A 19,767-nucleotide genomic window follows, 5' to 3' on the forward strand; every position below is an offset into this window, starting at 1 on the left:
TCTAAGAATATCTCTAAGCAAACAGACAATCCTTTTCTATTATTTAGTGCATGGAATCATGGGAGACATGCTGCTCCTTCAGTTGATGCCCGTCGCGTGCACGAGTCTCTTGCTCCTCATTCGTCCTGCGGCCCATGAAAGGCCACCAGTTCGCTGGTCCGAACGTACGGACCATAACGGGAATGAATAGCGGCAGCATGAGCAAAGCGTATATAAACAGTCCACAAAGCACAATTGTTGCAATTTGCAGGAGTGACATTACGCCAGAAGGGAGCATAGCCGCAAACGTACCGCCCAGAATAACCGCTGCAGACATAATGACTGTTCCCATGTTTTTCATCGCTTCAAGAATAGCTTCCTGCGGCGAGAGATGGCGGTACTCCTTGAACCGATCCATCAGGAAGATACTATAATCGATGCCGAGTGCTACCAGCATGACGAAGCCGAAGAAAGGAACCGCCCAGCTGATGCCCGATTGGCCTAACAGCCGTACAAATATGACCTCAGCAATCGCCATCGAGGAATAAAAGGTAATCAGCAGTGAGGCTATCATATACAATGGCATGACGATCGACCGGAACAAAATGATTAAAATAATCGATATTCCGATCAACATCAAAATAACTGTACGCGAATAATCTTGTTTCGATATGTTGCTCAAATCGTTGTTCATGCTCGTTATACCGCCACTCGCCACCTGCGCGCCGCTATATGCAGAGCCTTGAATTGCGCGATTTACAGCCGCTTCAAGACCGTCGATTTGCGCCATTGTTTCTTGGGAGTAGGGGTTGCTGCCAAATACAACATCGAACTTAACTGTTTGACGATCCTCCGACATATACACATCAAGCGCCGTTTGGAATTCCTCGTTCGCAATGGCTTCTTCCGGGATGTACCAGCCCGTCATTTGTTTATTCGGCGATCCGGCAAGGCCATTCAGGTAGCCTCCTGCCGAAGCGAGCCCATCTTTTACCTCAGTCAAGCCATCTACACTCTGATCAAGGCCGGTTGTAAGCCCGCCAAGCTGAGTATTAAGTGAAGCAAAGCCCGCTTGCAACTCTTTCTGGCCATCGGTCAGCTCGTTAAATCCTTGTGTTACGCTTGGTAGCTGAGAGACGATTTGTCCTTGGCCTGTAGCGGCCTGCGCAATCCCTTTTTGCAGCTCGGACAGTCCAGCTGCCAGCTTGCCAAGACCCGCAGCCAGTGACGACTGTCCTTCTACTGCCTGTAAGAAGCCTACATTGGCCTGCGTCATGCCAGATGAAATGCCGGCAAGCTGCTCGTTCAGCTGTTTCAATTGGCCGCTAATGCTTGAAGCTCCCACTTGCAGTTGAGCCAGTGTGCTTAGTGCTTGTTTGTAATTTGCATCGTTTTGCAGCTCTGGGTAGCTCTCTTGAAGATCTGAAAGCCCTTGCTCGACCCCTGACAAACCACTCGCAAGCTTCGCTTGGTCCGATGCAATGGCAGTGTAAGCACCTGTCAATGTTCCAAGACCTCCGCCCAGCATATCATAGCTGGCCTGCAGCTGCTTGCTTGCGCCAGCCAACTGCTCGGCACTAGCCTGCGCTTGCTTCAGGCCCTTGCTAAGCTGGCCCGCACCAACCGTGCCGTCCTTCAAGCCTTGCTGGATCCGTTTCAAGCCATCACCAAGCTGCACAATGCCATCCTTCAGCTTATTGGTACCTACAACGAGCTGCCCGGCGCCATCTACTGCCTCATTTAATTTTGGTGCATTTTCATTCAAGGCGCTGCTTGCTTCTGACAGCCCATCCCCAATTTTACCTAAGCCTTCGCCGCTTTGGCCAAGACCATCCTCCAAAGACACCACTTGATCGGAGACAAGAAATTGCTCCATAACCTCGCCTGTGGGGCGAGTAGCGCTGCGCACGGCTTTTACGCCTTGCGTATTTGCCAGTTCTCGGCTTACTTGCTCCAACGTAGCAAGCCCCTCAGGTGTATCCAGCGGCTTATCGGTTTTGACAATTACAGTTGTTGGCAGTGAATCCCCAGGGCCGAAGCTGTCTGATATGATGTTAAAAGCTTTAACCGAATCGTATTTATCGCCAATCTCGTCTAACGAATTAAAAGAGATCGTGCCTTTATAAGCTGTTAAGAACGGGACAATAATGACAGCTAATATAATGAGCGCCCATAATGGACGTTTCAAGGAAAATTTGCCGACCGCTCCCCATAGCTTGCTTGGCTTATGCTCCAAAGAACCTTTTGCCGGCCAAAACAGCTTGCTTCCGAGCAGCGCCATAAAGAACGGTACAATCGTAAATAATGCGATGAGCAAAATAGCTACGCCGACCGCAACGGCAACCGCCGAACGATAAAGCATAAACGTAGAGAAGCCAATAGCCGAAAAACCGACCAATACAGCTAATCCGGAAAACAATACGGTTTTTCCTGCTGTACGGTACGTATTGACGATCGCTTCCGTCGTATCACCGCCATTATGGTTAAGCTCTTCCTTGAAGCGGCTGATGAGCAGAATGCAATAATCGGTTCCTATACCGAACAATACGGCGACCAAAAAGATCTGCGTAAAATTAGACAACGGGAAGTCGAAGTATTCGACCAGAAAAGCAATAATGGACTGCGAAATTAAATAAGTAAATCCTACCGCTACAAGCGGCACGAACGGTGCGATGGCCGAACGGAATACTACGAACAAAATAACTAGAATAAAACCAAGTGTAATGAATTCTGTTTTCTTAAGTCCATCTTGCGAGCTTTGGAGAACGTCCTCGGAAATCAGCCAGTTACCCGTATAATAATGCTCCACTTTTACGTCCGAGATCGCCTCGTATAGGCCATTGCGAAGCTCAGAGATCTCACGGTCGCCGGCCTCGACATTCACGAGGGCAATGATGGTGTTGCCATCCTTTGATACCATCTGCTCTGCCAGCCCTTTGGTATCAAAGTGGGTCGTGACCGACAACACGCCGATCGATTTCCCATCGCTCTTAAGCTTGTTGATACCGCCCTTCACCTCTGCAAGGTCTTCAGCTGACAACCCTCCATCCTTATGGAACACAAGCACAGTTGGCATTCCGCTGCTGGTGCCAGAGCTGTCGTTCTCTCCAATGGTTTTTTCTAATTCGCGGGCTACGGTCGAGGAGTACCCATCTGGAACATTAATCTGCCCCTTTGTTCGTACCAGATCCTGCATCCCCGGTGCGGTAACGATCAGTCCCACCGTTGCAATCAGCCAAACCGCAATTACCAGCCATCTAAACTTCAGTATTGTTCTCATTTCTAATCTCCCTCTTAATAAAGTAAAACTAAGGATTCATCATTTCCATTGCGAGTCTCGCGAAGGAAGATTAATTCCCGTTCTGTGTATTCTTTTTGTTTTTAATCAAAATTGCACTCGCGAATGTACCAATTATTAGGAAAATACCAATCAATAGTGTTACATTTTGCATACCTGAATTAAAAGCATTAAACACGAGTGACTTCATTTCATCAAAAGCTGGCATAGCTTTAAATGCTTCAGCTTGCTTGCTATCAAAAACTTGTGAACCCCCAAAAGCTCCAGCTTTATGGAAAACATCCAGCATTTGATTTCTAAACTCGGTAGGAATATTGGCTAAATTCATGATACTTGTGTTCAATGAAGCGTTATAACCTTCCGTTAATTTAATTCCAAGCATTACAACACCAAAGGAGATACCCACTTGTCTAAAAACATTTAAAATACCAGAAGCCATACCTACATACTCTTTATCAACTGAACTCATAGCAGCATTAGTAATAGGTGGATTAACTAGAGCATTGCTAATACCTAAAAGAATAAAACCAGGCATCAGATAGCTCCACTCAAACGGAGCTTTGATCATATAACGCATAACAAATATTCCGATTGCACCGATCAATAGTGCTCCACTAACTAACCAACGGTTACCAATTTTCCCCGAGATAATTCCTGCAATTGGACCAAGAACTATCGTAAAACCACTAATGAGTAACATTTTTGCACCTGTATCAAAAGCCGAGTAACCCATGTAATTTTGCATAAGAATGGTTAAATAGGTAAAGCCTCCGTATAGTCCAGCACCTAATACAAAAGCTGCGATATTAGCCCCATTAAATGTCCAATTTCTAAAAATAGATAATTCAATCATCGGCTGTTCTACTTTTTTTTCGGTAATGATAAAAGCTATAAGTAAAATAAGTGATAATCCAAGTAGACTTAAAATGTGCCAATCAGTCCATGCGTAATCTCCATTCACTGACTTTTGAATTAAGGCTAGAATCATCGTAAAAATCATCGCTGTGCTGAAAATCAGTCCCCAAATATCAATTCGTCCATTTTTGTTTGTTTCACTTTCTTTAATCACAAACATTCCTAATATAATTGCTACAATCGCAACTGGAATGTTAACAAGAAAAATAGATCTCCAACCAAAAGCATCGACTAATGCTCCACCGACCAAAGGACCACCGGCAATAGCAAGCCCAACGGCACTACTCCAAATACCTAGTGCAAGTCCTCTTTGATTTTCAGGAAAAGAAGAAGTAACTATCGTTAATGATAATGACATCATAGCTGCGCCACCAATTCCTTGAAATCCACGGAAGATGTTTAACCAAATATCACTGTTTGCCAATCCACTGGCTAAAGAGCCAATCATAAAAATACCCAATCCTAATAAAAAGACTTTTTTACGTCCGATAATGTCGCCTAATTTTGAAACTGGCAACAACATTGCCGCATAAACTAAAGTATAGGCATTCAACACCCATTGTAGATTTGAAAAACTCGATGAAAAAGCTTGTTGTATATCTGGTAATGCAACATTGACAATTGTAATGTCTAACATGGCCATAAATACGGTTAAACTTACCGTGGCTAGAACCCACCATTTTCTTTTTGATTGTGTCAAAATAAAAACTCCTCTCATGTATATGTGCGTACAAATGCATATATATATTAAAATGAAGAGCACTACATTATTTCGAATCCATGAGTGCTTTCATATTGTTAGCCGTTATCTGAATATCAACAGAGGAAAAGTTATAAAAGTACCCTGCAAGTTCACTTCATATTCCGATAATCCAGATCATGCATCTTTGATTGAATTAAAATAAACATCTTTATCGTGTATACGTGTGTACAAATGCATATATATATTAATATAAAAAGCACTGCATTATTGCAAATTCATGAGTGCTTTCATATTGTTAGCTGTTTGTTCAAATTTATCTACAATGAAATTGTTATTCGTTTTGTAATAAACTTCTCGCCCTTCTTTTCTCCTTTGAACGATACCAAAACGACTCATGAAGTCAAGGTGCCGAGAAATAACTGAACGATTCTGTGGAAAATATTCTGCAATACCACCGATTGTCATTTCACCATTTGCAGAAAGAAAAATTAACAACTCACTCCGCACTGGATCAAGTACCGCTCGAAAAAACTCAATATCAATATTGTCTTCTATCAGCTTTTTACATTTATTTGGATCAAGATTTAATCCCATTGTCATACCCCCTGAATTCATTATATGCATTCGTGTGCACATGTCAATGTTTTCGGGAAAATTCAATGAACGAAATTTTATATCCCATACTTACACCTCCATAAAATCAGTCAGGGAGTCTTTATATCTTTTATCAGCTGTTATTCATTTTTCTTACCTACTGCTCAATCCCAGTGCTTTTCCATGGCTTCTTCACATCGAGAAAAACCATTTTTTGAATAAAACTTTACACTCTCACTACTTGGCCAAAGTATAAGAAACTCAACCTCATTTTCTTTTGACCATTTTTCCATAGCTTTATGAATTTCTGAGCCGATACCTAGATTCCTGAAAGCAGGGCGAGTATAAACATTCGTAACGTAACCGTAATAAGGATCTGGTGATTTCCCTGGCCTCGGAACTTTATGTATTAATTGCATATACATATGTGAGACAAGACTTCCACTAATCTCTGCAATCCAAATATACCAATCTCCACTTTTGATAGCTTTCACCAAGAACTCACTACAAACCTGGTTAAATTCCTCAAATGTGACCGCAGTATCCACACTTTCCTCTTCCGAGAAGTCCCAACGCATTTGAACAAGCTGAGGCACATCCTCCAACGTGGCCAAGCGAATTATCATCATACATCCCACCTTGCTTTTAAATATCTTTAAACTTCATTTTATTATATCTTTGCGCTAACCAGCCCGTTAGTTGAATGCCTCAATAGAATTAAATGCAAACATTATTTCTGCTTCACAAACCAATTCATTGTTTACCTTTGCGATGCCTATTCCTTTGACAATCTGTCCCTTGGCTCGGGTCACTTCGAATTCCAGATGGAGTTGATCCCCTGGTTTTACTTGCTTTTTGAACCGACAATTATCAATACCAGTCAGTAACCCTATCTTATGGTTATTACTCTCTACGTTGGACATAGCGATACCACCCACCTGTGCCAGTGCTTCTACAATCAAGACTCCAGGCATGACAGGATAATCGGGAAAGTGACCTAGGAAATAAGGTTCATTGAAAGTCACATTTTTGATTCCAACAGCTTTCTTTCCCTCAACAATTTCTAAGATTCTATCGACCAAAAGAAAGGGATATCTATGAGGAATAAGCTCTATAATTCGATTAATATCAAGCATGGATTTCCTCCTCTAATATTGGCTTATAACCATTCTAACGTCATTTGGAGAAATCAGCCATTTTTTTACTAACCTGCCCCCTGACCTTTCTCTTCTTTCACCAACCCTAATCTTCCCAGCCGCTACAAAAATCGGACATGCTTGAGTACCCGGTAATAAAGAACAAGGAAAGTCAATAAGCAATTGGACTTCTGCATTGTGGCTATGAGTATGAGAAATAACGATGCTCCTATTCCTAACAATTAACAGCTAACATAAATACCGCTTTAACAGAACGTACGTTCCTGTTATGATGTAATTATAGTGTTTTTGTTCTGGATTATATTTCTACTTAGAAAGGATACATAATATGAATTTATATAAGTTTGAATTAACGGTTAACGGATTTCTTTTACGCGTTCATTTTAGTGCATCTGAAGAAAGTGGGCTAAAATGGTGTAAACGAATTGCTTCTGAATTCCAGAGTCATGTTGCTAATCTGGAGATAAAAGTTGATATACATAAAAAGGAGAAGCAAAAGAATGCATGGGAATATCACGGAAAACCTTATTTATATGATCGAACACTGAGGAAAAAGCCGCTGACAAAGAAAAACAATGTAGCTGAATCAACTGCTGCTATGTAAAGGGAATTATAGAGACGGAGAATTTAGCATACTGGAACATTTATTTGTTGTGTTTGAATTTCACGTTAAGTACGATACTGAAAATAAAATATTTTTATTTAAATCGAGGAATACTTTCAACATTAATATTAACTTCTCGCCATAAGCTCAGCTCAAGCATAGTTATTTTAGGATTTAGTGTGGGCGGATTTTGGGCTATCTCTATTGCAGTTAATATACCCACAAACCCAATCTGGGTATAACGGATCGAACCCAGCTTTTTTACAAACCCGTTCAATCAGGCCGGAAACATGCCGACAAGCAGTACGATCAGGCAAATCGTGGCTACGACTGACAGAGCCGGGATCATGATACCGATCACTCTGGCAATTCCCAGATACCCGGTCGTGGTTATGATCCATTCTTTTCCGGCAATATCCGCGTCAGTTGCTATGAACTTGATAATCTAGCCCTGTTTGCTGTCGTAAATTTTTTTCAGCAGGTCCGCAAACTGCTGTTTATCGCTTTCGGACAAACAATTCGTCATCTGAAGGCTGAACTCATCCAAAATCCGTTTCAGCACAGGTTCGAAATCTTTCGCTTTTTGCGTTGGATAAAGCAGGTAAGAACGACGATCGCGAGCATCCACTGAACGGTAAACGTACCCAGCCTCCTCTAGCTGCTTGACGCAACGCGTTGTAGTCGCTTTATCGAACTTCACTTCATTTGTGAGCTGGTCCTGGTTAAGCCCGGGATTCGACAAGATCGCCTTAAGATAACTGTGGTGCCCGCCCCCGCCGATATCAAATGGTTTTAATATACCAGCCAATTCTTTTTGGTTAATACGATGAACGTAGGACAACATTTTGCCAATCGAAGGTTTCTTCAACCCAGTACCTCCTTAAAATCTTTTGTATCCAAAAATTTTACCTCATGCAAGTTGCGTATGCAACTAACTTAAAGTATAATCAAAACCAAATTAGTTGCTAATGCAACTAATTGTTTTTGACGATAGTAAGGAGTGATTATTTAGTGAAACTGAAACTGGAAGACGAGAATCGTTTCATTACTTATCAAGATGACCCAGTTATCCAGAAAAGGCGTTGGATCATCCTGATAGTCCTGAATTTATTTACATTTATGTCGACGCTCGACGGCAGCATCGTCAATATTGCTCTGCCCGTTATCGCGAAGCGGATGGATCTGACAGTCGCTGAAGCGGAATGGATAGTCACAGCTTACCTGATGACCATTTGTGCAGCGATCCTCTTTTTCGGTAAGCTTGGAGACATTGTTGGTAAAATTAAAGTGTTCAAATGGGGTATGATTATTTTCACGCTTGGTTCCCTTCTGTGTGGGTTCAGCTTCAGCCTGCCGCTTCTCCTGGGTTCACGACTACTCCAAGCCCTGGGCGCAGCGATGACGATGGCCAACAGCCAGGGCATCATTACAGACATCTTCCCAACAACAGAACGTGGAAAAGCATTGGGATTGATCGGGACATTTGTCTCCCTCGGCAGTATAGCTGGACCGAGCCTGGGCGGTTTTATCGTATCCGGACTGGGTTGGGAGTATATATTTTTGGTGAATATTCCGGTTGGGCTGATCGCGATTGCGATTGGGTGGAAGGTACTTCCTGCTGATCGCACCAAACTGAAGGTCCGTATTGATAAGGCCGGGGGTTTGCTATTCCCTCTATTTATCATAGCTTTGTTTTCAGGTCTACTGCTCGGGCAGCAGGTCGGTTATGGAGATATGCGGATCGTCGCTGCATTAATCATCTCCGCCATTGTTTTTGTTATTTTCCTTTTCGTTGAGATTCGTAAACCAGAACCCATGCTAAAGCTTACCCTGTTTAAAAATCCGCTGTTCAGCTTAAGCATTTTATGCGGCTTTCTGGTATTTGTGGCCAACTTTTGTTTTAACATCATCGCACCGTTCTATACGCAAAGTATTTTGAATCTTACACCCTCCCATGCTGGGCTCCTGCTAATGCTGTTTCCGATTGTCATGGTGATCGTAGCTCCACTCAGTGGCGCACTATCGGACAAAATTGGTTCCGAGCTGCTCACTTTTGCAGGACTCATTGTGATGGTTATCGCTCAAGTCGGACTTGCACGACTTCATAGCGGCAGCTCTATCATTCTGGTTGGGAGTTGGATTGGTATGCTCGGTCTCGGCAGCGGTTTGTTTCAATCACCGAACAACTCGTTGGTAATGTCGAAAGTGCCCAAAACCCAGCTCGGAATTGCAGGGAGCATTAACTCGCTCGTCCGCAATATGGGCATGGTCGTGGGAATTACGGTTGCTACTACTACCCTATTTGGTGTTATGAGCAACTTGGCTGGTCGTAGGGTTACAGGACTTGTGCCGGGCCGCCCCGATCTTTTTCTATCGGGCATGCACGTGGTTTTCATGACCTCCGCTTCAATATGCTTAGTAGCTGCAGTACTTACGGGTTGGAGGCTGTGGTCGGCTAAACGGACTTTACGCCGCGAACATTTACGGTCTTGATAATATACTTGATCTATAAATCAACTTAGGTGCTGTTTTAGTCCAAAAAAGTTAAATTATTTGAAAATTTAAAACAACCCTTTTCACTTCTAATCTCCGCCAAATGGAAAAACCTCTCTAATACAGTTGACCTCGTGTTAATTGTTAACCGTATTTTTTGCGCTATCGATCATTCAATCCATGTTCAATAGATTAGGGGTTATTCCAGAAAGTTCCCAGCCATTTTGCCTATATGGTATGCCTGAAACCAGGTTTACCGTTTTTTTAATCGGCTCCCAAATGTCTTCAACTGCTTGTCACATCGAAAAAGCGAATAAACTCTTCAAGGATCGCATCCAAGAAGAGTTTATTACAAAAGTTTTAGCTTATAGAATCGATGTTGTTGGTGAGGATATCGATACAGAACGGTATCATAATAAAGGATATGTGTCCAATTTATACTAATGCATGTGGTATATAAAGTTCTTCTAAACGGGTAATTTCTTCAGACGTTAATTTAACCGATAACGCTGAAACCGCATCTTCAAGATGGCTGATTTTGGTCGAACCGATTATTGGTGCTGTGACCTCTTCCTTTTGCAGCAACCATGCAAGAGCAACTTGTGCGCGCGGAATCCCTCGGTTAGCGGCAACTTCTGCTACTCTTTCAGCAACTTTGCGATCAGCTTCTTCCGTTTTAATAAACAACGCTTTTGCTATTTGGTCGTTCTCGGATCGCGAGGTCTGCTCATTCCAGTCCCGGGTTAACCGGCCTGCCGCCAAAGGCAGGTAAGGAGTGATGCCAACGCCCTCATCTTTGCAAAGGGGGAGCATTTCTCTTTCTTCTTCCCGATAAAGCAAGTTGAGTCTATTTTCCATGGAAACAAAACGTGTCCAGCCATTGCGCTCCGCGACATGCTGCGCTTTCGCAAATTGCCATGCCAACATGGAGGATGCTCCGATATATCTAACCTTTCCCGCCTTAACTAAATCGTGAAGAGCCTCCATTGTCTCCTCGATTGGTGTATTAGGATCCCACCGATGGATCTGGTACAAATCGACGTAGTCCGTTCCAAGCCGTTTTAGACTGTTATCAATTTCGGTCATGATGGCTTTACGGGAAAGTCCCATTGCATTCGGACCTTTGCGCATCGGAACAAATACCTTTGTAGCAATGACGGTTTCATCACGACGGGCGAAATCCTTTAATGCACGTCCAAGAAATTCTTCACTTGTTCCATCCGAATACATATTAGCAGTACTAAAAAAATTAATGCCCATTTCGACTGCTTCTTTAATGATCGCTCTGCTGTCCTCTTCATCCAATGACCATGGGGTATTGCCGCGTTCAGGTACGCCGAAGCTCATGGTTCCAAGACTTAACTTCGAAACATCCAAACCGCTTTGTCCCAGTTTCACATATTCCATTTAATAACACACTCCTTATATTTGTAGGCGTTACGCCTTATATTATCTGTAGATCTTCTGTTGAGTCACAAAATTGTTAAGATCCGTTGGGATGAAGTCAACCAACTCGAGCCGCTTGACACGTTAACAATACGTTCCGCTGCTGCTTCAATCAGAAGTGGCAGGATCGCTTGCGTGACAGCAATTACATCGAACACATTCGTTTCGAAAACTGTGCGTATCTCGTCGAGAGACGCGATGCTTGGGGAGCGGACCTTCCAACTTCCTCCAGTGGCCTACCTGGCAGACCTGCGGATGATATACCCGCGTTGTTAACAAGCACGTCAAGAGAGCCGAGTTCGCTGCGAATACGTGCTGAAGCAGCTGAGATGAAATCCTGATTCGTGACGTCGAGCTGTAGAGCACGAGCATCTTCACCGATACTTTTCTCTGCTGCATCCCCTTTTTCGAGATTGCGCGAGCCGATGAGTACCGCAAAGCCTTGTGACGCGAGAACTTTCGCTATTTAAAGCCCGATTCCTTTGTTTGCCCCAGTGACCAAGGCGACAGGTTTATGCATTTTTCACTCCTTCCTTTACATCCTTTGCAGAACTTTATAATTTTCATAGGTTGACATATCAACCTAAAGACAAATTCAATTCCCTTGGTTGATATGTCAACTAACAAAACAAACTGTACCATCTTGTGGTTGACGTGTCAACCATGGTATTATATTGGCATGGATATTAATGAACTAAATGACGACGAAATGCGACTATGGAATACATGGAAAGGCTCCTTTAAACGAGTCTTTGGCCACGTTGTAAAAGAAATGTCTGAATATACAGGACTATCAGAAGGTGATTTTGGAGTATTAGATCGTTTAGTCCAATTTGGGGATGGAAAACTTCGCCAACAGGAATTAGCTGACTCGATGGACTGGGATAAGAGCCGACTATCTCATCATCTAACGCGTATGGAAAAACGAGGTCTAGTTCTGAGGAAACCACTGGACACAGATCGCGGTGTGCAAGTCATTATTACTCCCGTCGGAAAGTCAGCCTTGGATGAAGCCCTTCCCATAGTCTCAAAGGCAATACGCAAGTATTTTCTAGATCTATTAACTGATCAAGATATTAAGTCAATAACTGAACTGGCGGAACGAACCAAAAAAATTGACAGATCGCCTAGTAACGACTCTTCATCTTGATCGCTGTTTTGGATGGCATGCACAACATATAAGTACTGCAATTGACAAGTAACGGGCCTCTCTCGCTAAAAATAGCGGAGGGGTCAGTTTAATTTTTCCAGTTGAAGTCGTATAGGTGTAATGCAGTCGAAACTTTATTAAATAATCATCAAATCAGTAATGTTATTGTTTTTTTATTTGGCACTAGTGTCCTAAAACAAGATTAGGGCAGCGCGATAGAACACATCGATAACTTCCGTAATTATCATCTTTCTATGCTTGAAGCCCAATTTTTAAAGTGAATCAGTATCTCTTCTAGATTCGTTGCTCCGCCTGCACCATGAAATACTCCATCCCTCACAATACAGTAGAACCAATCTTCATCAGTTCTCTCTTCTTCTATCGAATCAAATGGCGTATCCTCTAAATAAGTTTCCGCCAAATTGATTTCAACAGACCAACCGGGATTATCCACTGTATCAATTTTCACACCATATGAATGTTCCCAATCTCCATTACAGTTTTCATAATACCAGTTCTGAAGCCATTTTAATGTATTCATCATCTCTACCTCTTCTTTGGAATTCCGTCTGGTCTAGTTAGTCTTACTACTACAGATCCGTTCAATCTCCTCAACTGGAAAAATCGTAGTTCTGCTCATCGAAACGAGATTAGTGTAGAAATCATTCATCACTACGGCTATTGGAGCGTACCGCATGATAATCTTTGCTGCTGAATCCATCATCTCTGGCAACTCGTCGCGCTCAGTACAACGGCGTATGTAGTCTATACGTTCAGTTCGGTTTACCGTGCCAACTAATGCCGTTACAAGCCAGTTCACTAACGTTGTTACCACATAACACCCATCATGAGTCTTGTTCACTTCAAGAAAATTCAATTCAGAATCGGACAGTTCAAACCGAGAAGACGTCGCAAGACCAAAGTCCGAAATATAAACACGGTTTCCGTCGGTTAAAACATTCTTAAAGTGGAGATCGAAATGATGTAACTTGTTTGCATTCATAAAGGAGACAGCGGATCGCAGATTCAAATCCACCATGGACAGTGCTGAAGCGGCTTTACTCTCACCAATAGCAATCTGTTCGGAAAGCCAGTCGTGCAGGTTGTAGGGAATGTACTCACAGAACAGTACAACACTGTACTCGGATTGTTCAAGTGCCTCAATACGGTCACCCATTTTTGAAGTATCCCAAAACTCAACCATACGGGAAACATCGCTCAGTTCATCAGAGATTGGAGTTCGTCGTTCTGGACTTTTTAACACCCGCCAGTGGTACATTAACGGAAAACTCGCACAGTGATTTGCCAGCACCCAGTTGGTGGTCATGGTATGGGCTGCAACCTCGCGCCACACACTAAAACCTGGAGAACCTATGCCATACTGGCAATATGGAGGAAGTTTGAAAACGTTTTTCGTGGACATGGCATTTTCAGTGAGCCTTTCTTTTTCCGTAAGTGGTATTATTTTCACGAAGATGGGCGTTTCCTCAATCTGCATCAAAACCGTTGCACCACCAATGCCAGTATCAAGACCCGTAGCATCTTCTACTCGTTCTCGAAGCTGTTCATCACTGAGCAATGTTACGGCAGTGGACACGATAGCATAGCGGGTAAGGCGAGTTTCATGAGACACATAAGACTCCTTCTGTGATGATGTCATAGGGGGTATTCTCCTTTTTTCCCAGATCGGATGGCGTGAAGTATGTACATTTTGTACATTGACATAAAGTTCCCTAACTTTCTCTGATCATAGCATATTTAACGACGTTCCATTGCCCTTGCTGGTAAGCAAGTATCATGTCTAAAGAGATTGATCCCTCGTTTGAACGATACTTACTAACCTCAATAGTCATCTCATCTGGGTTGATCGATTGCTTCTGCTTTTCAATGGTTAGAAGAATGCCTTTAAGCATCGTTTTCCCCTGCTCATATAACTTTTGCTCTATTAATTGTTCATAGTTGTAGTTATAAATCTTGATGTTATATTCTTTTTGTAAGTATTCTTCAATAACTTGTTTATCAGAACTTTTCAAAATAACTCCCTCTTCCCAAACCAGAGAAATGTACTCCATATCGGCATTAAGAGCTGTATCATTTGAAATCACTTCATCCAACGCTACGCGATAAGGTCCAGTAAGATCCTCCTGTGAACCTGAACTAGTCAAACTGCTGGAGCAAGCTGATGTTAGAATAATCAGTATAATGTTGAGAATAAAATATAAATATTTTACTTTTATTATAATCCTCCCCTTTAAAGTACTTACTTAAATGAACGCAATACAACTATATTATGTTGCCAAACAATGGAACAATGTTCTTTTCCCTCGACTTTCCCCTCTGAACACAGTCTGTTAAACGTGTATAAAACATCGTTGTTAGCCTTATGAATACCACAACATACGTTGGTTTAATTCACTTTAATTGTTTTAAATACTGCTCCATTAATTGATTTATAAAAAAAAATAGATTTTGATGCTTGCGAATAGGCAAGAATCAAAATCTATTCATCTATTAGCTTAGATGATCCATACCAACTCATCTTATACTTTACTCTATCAATCCAGCTGATATGGCTTCCCAGAACCCTGAATCTTCTGTTCCCATAGACCAGATGGAGATACCCGCGAGATTATACTTTATTGTTAAATGAGTTTTTTCCTGGATACTTGCTGCATTTTCGTACCAAACCACATGTTTTGAACCATCATCTGCCTGATAGCGGAGAGATATTGAAGACGAAGACTCATCCCATTCTGGTTTAGCGCCTATTGAAGCAATCAAAGCAGGGATTTCTTTTAGAGCTATAATATCTCCATTCTTCTTCGTTTCATTCCAATTATATCCATAAGCTGGCACTCCAATAATTACTTTTTGAAGAGGAATTTCAGATATAGTGTACTGAATGGCAGCCTCCATCCAATCTTTACCTGCTACTGGTCCAGAAGGTCCCCATGGACCATTCTGGTCATAAGTCATAACTTGAATATAATCAGCATGCTTGCCTAATTCCTTGTAATCGAAGGCACCTGACCAGCTATTAGTAGGATCATTTTCAAACTCAGCTGGAACCGATACCATTGTGAGATATCCCTTAGGTCGTAACGTTTGAGAAATCTCTCCAATAAAACTACTGAAAGCTTTACGATCCTTAGCCTCAATATTCTCAAAGTCGATATTAATACCTTTATATTGATTCGTTTTAACTAGGTTAAGAATACTCTTGATAGCCTCTTTCCTTACTTTCGAATCGCCTACAATTTTGTGAGCTAGTGCCGCATTGAAGTAATCTCCTTGCCAATTGGAAACCGCTGCAAACGTTTCGATATTTTTCTTATTAGCAAAAGAAATAGCTTCCTTGGGGGCAGAACCAACAATTTTACCCTTCGAGTCGAATGTAAATGAATCTGTGGAAACTTGAGTGAGGTAAGAATAATTAGTAATAAGAGAGTCATAAGCATTTTCATCTTGAGCATAGTATCCCAAAACTATTTTGGAGTTGGAACCCGCTGAAACATTACATGGTGATAAAAGAAAACTACTTAATATTGTGCTGATTATGGATAGATATAAAAGTTTTTTCATTACAATACACACACCTCGTATTTAGTTATTTATTAATTTATCAGTATTTATGAATTGATTAATCTCTGGCATGACGTCATACCCAATTTCCCTAACGAACGTTCGTTAAGCCACTGTAGCATAGCGTTTTTTTGAATACAATATATATAGATATAATCTCATATTATTAGTAATTCACTAAGACATTAGGATAGACAAATATAAGTGCCTCCCCATTCCTTGCCATTTTGCACTCAAGAAACTAACACTATTTATTTTAAAATTGTAATGAAATTTACTTTATTTTCTCTTTTGCAACAATTTGATATGTTGCTCCGTTAGAGGTGCTGAATACATCCTAGGAGGAAAACATATGAACACTCGTAACAAAAAAATAGCCTTAACTTTAGCCGCAACGATTATAGCTGGAGGAGCTTTGTCATTTACTAACTTTAACAGTTCCGATGCGGCAGAACTTAATTCAACTAAGGAAATCCACATTCTTCCTATGAAGATTTCAGAGCAACTGAACAATAAACTAAAAAATGTTAAGCTCTCATATCAAATTCCGAGTATCGTTATTTTCAACAAACATTTCAGTGATAAAGAATATAAGGATTTAGAGAAGAAGATTGGTAAGTTCCACATCAAAAATACGTATAGCAACGTTCTTGAAGGATTCTCTGCAAATCTCACAAAAAGACAAATTGAGCTGTTAAATAATGCCTCATTCGTGTCTTTAATTGATTTAGATTCAAAAATTTCATTGGGTAAAGAAATTACCATAACATCAGATTTTGTTAAGAATAGCGACCAATGGTCCGCCGGATTCGCAGATTACCCCAAAAAGGATCGTTCAATCTATAAACTGAATTATTCGTTTAATTCACTACCGAAAGAAATCAATATGAATCAAAGGGGGCTGTACCTGAGTGGTGTTAATCGTAGTGATGATTTATTCATGTTCGTGAAGAAAAAAATAGATAAGACATCTAAATTAAAGCCAAATCAGACCTATCTTGTAACCTTTGATTTTGATATTGCGACTAACGCAGCGAAGGATAGTATGGGTGCTGGTGGTTCTCCAGGAGAGAGTGTGTATGTAAAAGCTGGAGTAACTAAGCAAGAACCCAAATCGATTCTAAATAAGGATTATTTCTATCAAATGAATATCGATAAGGGCCAGCAGTCTCAAGAAGGCAAAGATGCTTTTGTGCTCGGAAATTTATCGAAGAGTACATCTACAGATCAAACATATGAAGTAAAAACGTTCAATAATAAAAACCGACCTTTTCTCGTGAAAACGGATGCGAAGGGAGAATTGTGGATTATCCTTGGCACGGATTCAGCATTTGAAAGCGAAACCAGTATTTATATCACAAGAACTAAAATAACCCTCAAAGAAATTTAGATTTTGAGTAAGGAGCTGTGCTAATGACAGCTCCTTTTATCTTTTTACACTCGCAAACGAAAAGTCTCTTTCTTCTTTTCTTCACTCCGGTTTTCAGTGTTGAGATCGTCCAAACATGATCTCTTTTTATTTAGAATCCTTACCTCCCATGGAAGAACTGCGGCAAATATTTACGGTTCTGCTCCAGCATTTCATTCAGCATCTCTTCTGATATACACACGGAATCGGTTAGCGGATGAGAGCTAAGGGCGAGCAGTGCCTTCTCCCTGCTTCCCGAGACCGCCGCTTCGATGGCCAGACTCTCATAGGTCTTCACCGCTTGAATCAGGCCAACTGCGGCATCCGGTATTCGTGTAATAGGTACCGGAACAGCTCCTTTCTTCGTTACCAGGCAATTCACTTCGATACTGACATCCTGTGGCAAAAAGTCCAGGGTATCGCCGTTCATGACGTTTAGCGTTAGAACCTCTCCGCTATCCGTATGAATCGCCTTCATCAGGTTGACAGCCGCCTCGGAATAATAGGCACCTCCACGCTGCTCCAGCTGCTTCGGTTTCTCCACTAGCTCTGGCCGCTTGTAAATCTCAAATAGTTCATCCTCAAGGCGCTTGACCATCTCAGCCCTCGTCTCGCCTATGGCTGCGGCAGCCTGCTGCTCCGCCAATATCTCACGGTGAAGGTAATAATATTTCAGATAATAGGACGGAATAGCGCCAATCGCCCGAATCAGCGTAGCGTTCCAAGCAAGCTGCGGCACGTTACTGGCCGAGTAACTCCCCCCTGTGTCCAACAACTCCTCCAACTTTGACTCTCCATCAATCTCGATCCGGCTGATCCAGTGCAGATGATTTAACCCGACAAACTCGCAATAGATGCGTTCCTCAGGCACCTGGTAGAGCGCAGACAGCCACTTGTAGGCGGCGATCGGGGAATTGCATAAACCAATGGAGCGGATGCTGGAATGCTTCATGATGGCTTCCGTTACCATTCCGGACGGATTCGTGAAATTAAGTAGCCAGGCGTCAGGACATAATAACTCCATATCCTTGCATATATCCAAGAGTACAGGTATGGTACGAAGAGCCTTCATCATTCCGCCGGCTCCGGTCGTCTCCTGCCCGAGCATTCCATATTTCAACGGGATCGTTTCGTCCCATTTTCTAGCCTCCAGCAACCCTACCCGCATCTGTGTAGATACATAATGGGCATCCCTAAGTCCTTCCTTGCGGTCCAAAGTTAAAGTAATATTAATCGGCAGTCCGCTTCGTTCGACCATTCGCTTCGCCAGCCCGCCAACAATGGTGAGTTTATGAAGGCCTTCCGGAATATCCACTAGCACGATATGCTTAACCGGAAAGCTCTCATAATGACGGATGAAACCTTCAATCAGCTCAGGGGTATAGGAAGAGCCTCCCCCAATAACAGCAACCTTTAATCCAGGGCCCATTTCACATTCCTCTCCTTTACGGCAAGTCCTTGGTGCAATTGTTCATATACAGTGGAATCTGATTTCACTCCGTTCTCATCCATTGCGAGCAGGATGGCACCCGCTGCTGGCTCAAGGTCCAAGATACGCAACCGGCATTTCGGTGCTGCTGTAGTAACCTGAGACTCGATATGCCGAACCACATAATCTCCTTCTCCACGAGTTAGCACGCTGCCGGCCAATACAACATCAAAGGAATCATTGCCCATACCTAGTTTATGAATAACTGCACTGGCGACTTTCCCCAGCTCCAAACCTTGCCTTTCCAATATTTTTCTTGCGACTTCATCCCTAGGCGCAGCCTGAAACAGCAGTTTCGCCAGCGTATGTGGTGCCCTTCTTCCATCGTCCAAAAAACGGTGGTACATCTCTTCCACGGTCTCGAAGGTAAGCGCATTCAACGTAAGCGAAGTCAATGTAGTAGGCTTCTCCCTACCTTCCCATGAACGAATGACTGTCCGAAACACCTCGACGGCCAGATCACCGCCTCCGCCGAAATCGCCGAATTCATAACCGAATCCTCCGATCTGAACCTCCTCACCTGCAACGTTAACACCATATCCATTCGTCCCGCTTCCGCATATAAGGACAACCCCATCCGTCTGCCTTGTGCCGGCTCTCATGGCAATGACAGTATCGCATACGATACGATGTTTCTTTAAACCCATTGCACCTATTATTGGACGTAAGATGCGGAAATCCGCCTCACGATCGGCTCCCGCAAGCCCGAATGTAGCGTAAGTGATATTCTCTTTGTTAAGCCCCGCCTGTGCATAAGCCTCATCAACGGCCTGGGTTATACTACTTTCTGCAATGGCAGCACCAAGCTGATGATTGCCACAGCCGCTGATTCCCCTGCCTAATATTCGTCCCGTTTCGTCCGCCACGACGGCCAATGTCTTACTACCTCCACCATCTACTCCCAAGTAATAGTTCAAGTATGATCTCTCCTATGTTTCTCGGCTAATGA

At 42.5% G+C, this 19,767-nt stretch carries 19 protein-coding genes; 4 read left to right on the forward strand and 15 right to left on the reverse strand.

The window, feature by feature from the left end; translation table 11 throughout:
• Window positions 1–43: 43 nt before the first annotated feature.
• The 5 genes from BLV50_RS07305 to fabZ form a co-directional block, all read right to left on the reverse strand.
• The gene (locus BLV50_RS07305) at window positions 44–3,259 is read right to left on the reverse strand and encodes an MMPL family transporter (protein ID WP_072733082.1); all 3,216 of its coding nucleotides are present in this window, start codon (window positions 3,257–3,259) and stop codon (window positions 44–46) included.
• 70 nt (window positions 3,260–3,329) lie between these two features.
• Entirely contained in the window at window positions 3,330–4,892 is a 1,563-nt protein-coding gene (locus BLV50_RS07310) for an MFS transporter (protein WP_090806729.1), read from the reverse strand.
• A gap of 267 nt (window positions 4,893–5,159) precedes the next feature.
• On the reverse strand, window positions 5,160–5,489 hold the full coding sequence (locus BLV50_RS07315) for an ArsR/SmtB family transcription factor (RefSeq protein ID WP_064637734.1): 330 nt from the start codon (window positions 5,487–5,489) through the stop codon (window positions 5,160–5,162).
• Window positions 5,490–5,653: 164 nt separating this feature from the next.
• Complete coding sequence (locus BLV50_RS07320) at window positions 5,654–6,115, reverse strand: GNAT family N-acetyltransferase (protein ID WP_072733083.1); 462 nt, start codon at window positions 6,113–6,115, stop codon at window positions 5,654–5,656.
• Between the two features lie 69 nt (window positions 6,116–6,184).
• Window positions 6,185–6,625 carry a 3-hydroxyacyl-ACP dehydratase FabZ gene (fabZ, locus tag BLV50_RS07325; RefSeq protein WP_090806731.1) on the reverse strand — a complete coding sequence of 147 codons (441 nt, stop codon included), beginning with the start codon at window positions 6,623–6,625 and terminating at the stop codon, window positions 6,185–6,187.
• 349 nt (window positions 6,626–6,974) lie between these two features.
• Between fabZ and BLV50_RS07330 the strand changes: the two genes are divergently transcribed.
• Window positions 6,975–7,250: a hypothetical protein gene (locus BLV50_RS07330; RefSeq protein WP_063563735.1), complete on the forward strand. Its 276-nt coding sequence runs from the start codon at window positions 6,975–6,977 to the stop codon at window positions 7,248–7,250.
• A gap of 445 nt (window positions 7,251–7,695) precedes the next feature.
• Here the strand turns inward: BLV50_RS07330 and BLV50_RS07335 are convergent, their stop codons facing one another.
• On the reverse strand, window positions 7,696–8,118 hold the full coding sequence (locus BLV50_RS07335) for a MarR family winged helix-turn-helix transcriptional regulator (protein WP_063563734.1): 423 nt from the start codon (window positions 8,116–8,118) through the stop codon (window positions 7,696–7,698).
• A 143-nt stretch (window positions 8,119–8,261) separates the two neighbouring features.
• On the opposite strand from BLV50_RS07335, the gene BLV50_RS07340 reads away from it, so the two are divergent.
• Entirely contained in the window at window positions 8,262–9,743 is a 1,482-nt protein-coding gene (locus tag BLV50_RS07340; RefSeq protein WP_256337884.1) for an MFS transporter, read from the forward strand.
• A 435-nt stretch (window positions 9,744–10,178) separates the two neighbouring features.
• On the opposite strand, the gene BLV50_RS07345 is transcribed toward BLV50_RS07340, so the two are convergent.
• The 3 genes from BLV50_RS07345 to BLV50_RS33390 form a co-directional block, all read right to left on the reverse strand.
• The gene (locus BLV50_RS07345) at window positions 10,179–11,150 is read right to left on the reverse strand and encodes an aldo/keto reductase (protein WP_064637728.1); all 972 of its coding nucleotides are present in this window, start codon (window positions 11,148–11,150) and stop codon (window positions 10,179–10,181) included.
• A gap of 65 nt (window positions 11,151–11,215) precedes the next feature.
• Entirely contained in the window at window positions 11,216–11,347 is a 132-nt protein-coding gene (locus tag BLV50_RS33385; RefSeq protein WP_256336254.1) for a hypothetical protein, read from the reverse strand.
• On the reverse strand, window positions 11,335–11,655 hold the full coding sequence (locus tag BLV50_RS33390) for an SDR family NAD(P)-dependent oxidoreductase (protein WP_348537067.1): 321 nt from the start codon (window positions 11,653–11,655) through the stop codon (window positions 11,335–11,337). The genes BLV50_RS33385 and BLV50_RS33390 overlap by 13 nt, the downstream gene beginning before the upstream one ends.
• Window positions 11,656–11,868: 213 nt before the next feature.
• Here BLV50_RS33390 and BLV50_RS07355 point away from each other — a divergent pair, with 213 nt between their 5' ends.
• Window positions 11,869–12,339 carry a MarR family winged helix-turn-helix transcriptional regulator gene (locus tag BLV50_RS07355; protein WP_063563732.1) on the forward strand — a complete coding sequence of 157 codons (471 nt, stop codon included), beginning with the start codon at window positions 11,869–11,871 and terminating at the stop codon, window positions 12,337–12,339.
• 244 nt (window positions 12,340–12,583) lie between these two features.
• Here the strand turns inward: BLV50_RS07355 and BLV50_RS07360 are convergent, their stop codons facing one another.
• The 4 genes from BLV50_RS07360 to BLV50_RS07375 form a co-directional block, all read right to left on the reverse strand.
• Window positions 12,584–12,880, reverse strand: a complete 297-nt coding sequence (locus BLV50_RS07360) for an immunity 53 family protein (RefSeq protein ID WP_090806733.1) — start codon at window positions 12,878–12,880, stop codon at window positions 12,584–12,586.
• Between the two features lie 33 nt (window positions 12,881–12,913).
• Window positions 12,914–13,999, reverse strand: a complete 1,086-nt coding sequence (locus tag BLV50_RS07365; RefSeq protein ID WP_063563730.1) for a protein kinase — start codon at window positions 13,997–13,999, stop codon at window positions 12,914–12,916.
• 73 nt (window positions 14,000–14,072) lie between these two features.
• A complete protein-coding gene (locus BLV50_RS07370; protein ID WP_063563729.1) occupies window positions 14,073–14,453 on the reverse strand; it encodes a hypothetical protein in 381 nt (126 codons plus the stop codon).
• A 433-nt stretch (window positions 14,454–14,886) separates the two neighbouring features.
• Window positions 14,887–15,921 (reverse strand): glycosyl hydrolase family 18 protein, encoded by a 1,035-nt coding sequence (locus BLV50_RS07375; RefSeq protein WP_090806735.1) that lies wholly within the window; start codon window positions 15,919–15,921, stop codon window positions 14,887–14,889.
• Window positions 15,922–16,273: 352 nt separating this feature from the next.
• Between BLV50_RS07375 and BLV50_RS07380 the strand changes: the two genes are divergently transcribed.
• Window positions 16,274–17,311, forward strand: a complete 1,038-nt coding sequence (locus BLV50_RS07380) for a hypothetical protein (protein WP_090806737.1) — start codon at window positions 16,274–16,276, stop codon at window positions 17,309–17,311.
• A gap of 139 nt (window positions 17,312–17,450) precedes the next feature.
• On the opposite strand, the gene BLV50_RS07385 is transcribed toward BLV50_RS07380, so the two are convergent.
• Complete coding sequence (locus BLV50_RS07385) at window positions 17,451–18,758, reverse strand: 6-phospho-beta-glucosidase (RefSeq protein ID WP_072733086.1); 1,308 nt, start codon at window positions 18,756–18,758, stop codon at window positions 17,451–17,453.
• Complete coding sequence (locus BLV50_RS07390) at window positions 18,743–19,735, reverse strand: N-acetylglucosamine kinase (RefSeq protein WP_090806739.1); 993 nt, start codon at window positions 19,733–19,735, stop codon at window positions 18,743–18,745. The genes BLV50_RS07385 and BLV50_RS07390 overlap by 16 nt, the downstream gene beginning before the upstream one ends.
• Window positions 19,736–19,767 lie beyond the last annotated feature (32 nt).

Source organism: Paenibacillus sp. 276b (assembly GCF_900107875.1).
Lineage (GTDB): Bacteria > Bacillota > Bacilli > Paenibacillales > Paenibacillaceae > Paenibacillus > Paenibacillus marchantiae.

What these genes read in the sequence shown, in the direction of transcription:
- BLV50_RS07305 (WP_072733082.1), bottom strand. Translation starts at nt 3,259, where the DNA reads ATGAGAACAATACTGAAGTTTAGATGGCTGGTAATTGCGGTTTGGCTG.
- BLV50_RS07315 (WP_064637734.1), bottom strand. Translation starts at nt 5,489, where the DNA reads ATGGGATTAAATCTTGATCCAAATAAATGTAAAAAGCTGATAGAAGAC.
- BLV50_RS07320 (WP_072733083.1), bottom strand. Translation starts at nt 6,115, where the DNA reads ATGATAATTCGCTTGGCCACGTTGGAGGATGTGCCTCAGCTTGTTCAA.
- fabZ (WP_090806731.1), bottom strand. Translation starts at nt 6,625, where the DNA reads ATGCTTGATATTAATCGAATTATAGAGCTTATTCCTCATAGATATCCC.
- BLV50_RS07330 (WP_063563735.1), top strand. Translation starts at nt 6,975, where the DNA reads ATGAATTTATATAAGTTTGAATTAACGGTTAACGGATTTCTTTTACGC.
- BLV50_RS07345 (WP_064637728.1), bottom strand. Translation starts at nt 11,150, where the DNA reads ATGGAATATGTGAAACTGGGACAAAGCGGTTTGGATGTTTCGAAGTTA.
- BLV50_RS07355 (WP_063563732.1), top strand. Translation starts at nt 11,869, where the DNA reads ATGGATATTAATGAACTAAATGACGACGAAATGCGACTATGGAATACA.
- BLV50_RS07360 (WP_090806733.1), bottom strand. Translation starts at nt 12,880, where the DNA reads ATGAATACATTAAAATGGCTTCAGAACTGGTATTATGAAAACTGTAAT.
- BLV50_RS07365 (WP_063563730.1), bottom strand. Translation starts at nt 13,999, where the DNA reads ATGACATCATCACAGAAGGAGTCTTATGTGTCTCATGAAACTCGCCTT.
- BLV50_RS07375 (WP_090806735.1), bottom strand. Translation starts at nt 15,921, where the DNA reads ATGAAAAAACTTTTATATCTATCCATAATCAGCACAATATTAAGTAGT.
- BLV50_RS07380 (WP_090806737.1), top strand. Translation starts at nt 16,274, where the DNA reads ATGAACACTCGTAACAAAAAAATAGCCTTAACTTTAGCCGCAACGATT.
- BLV50_RS07385 (WP_072733086.1), bottom strand. Translation starts at nt 18,758, where the DNA reads ATGGGCCCTGGATTAAAGGTTGCTGTTATTGGGGGAGGCTCTTCCTAT.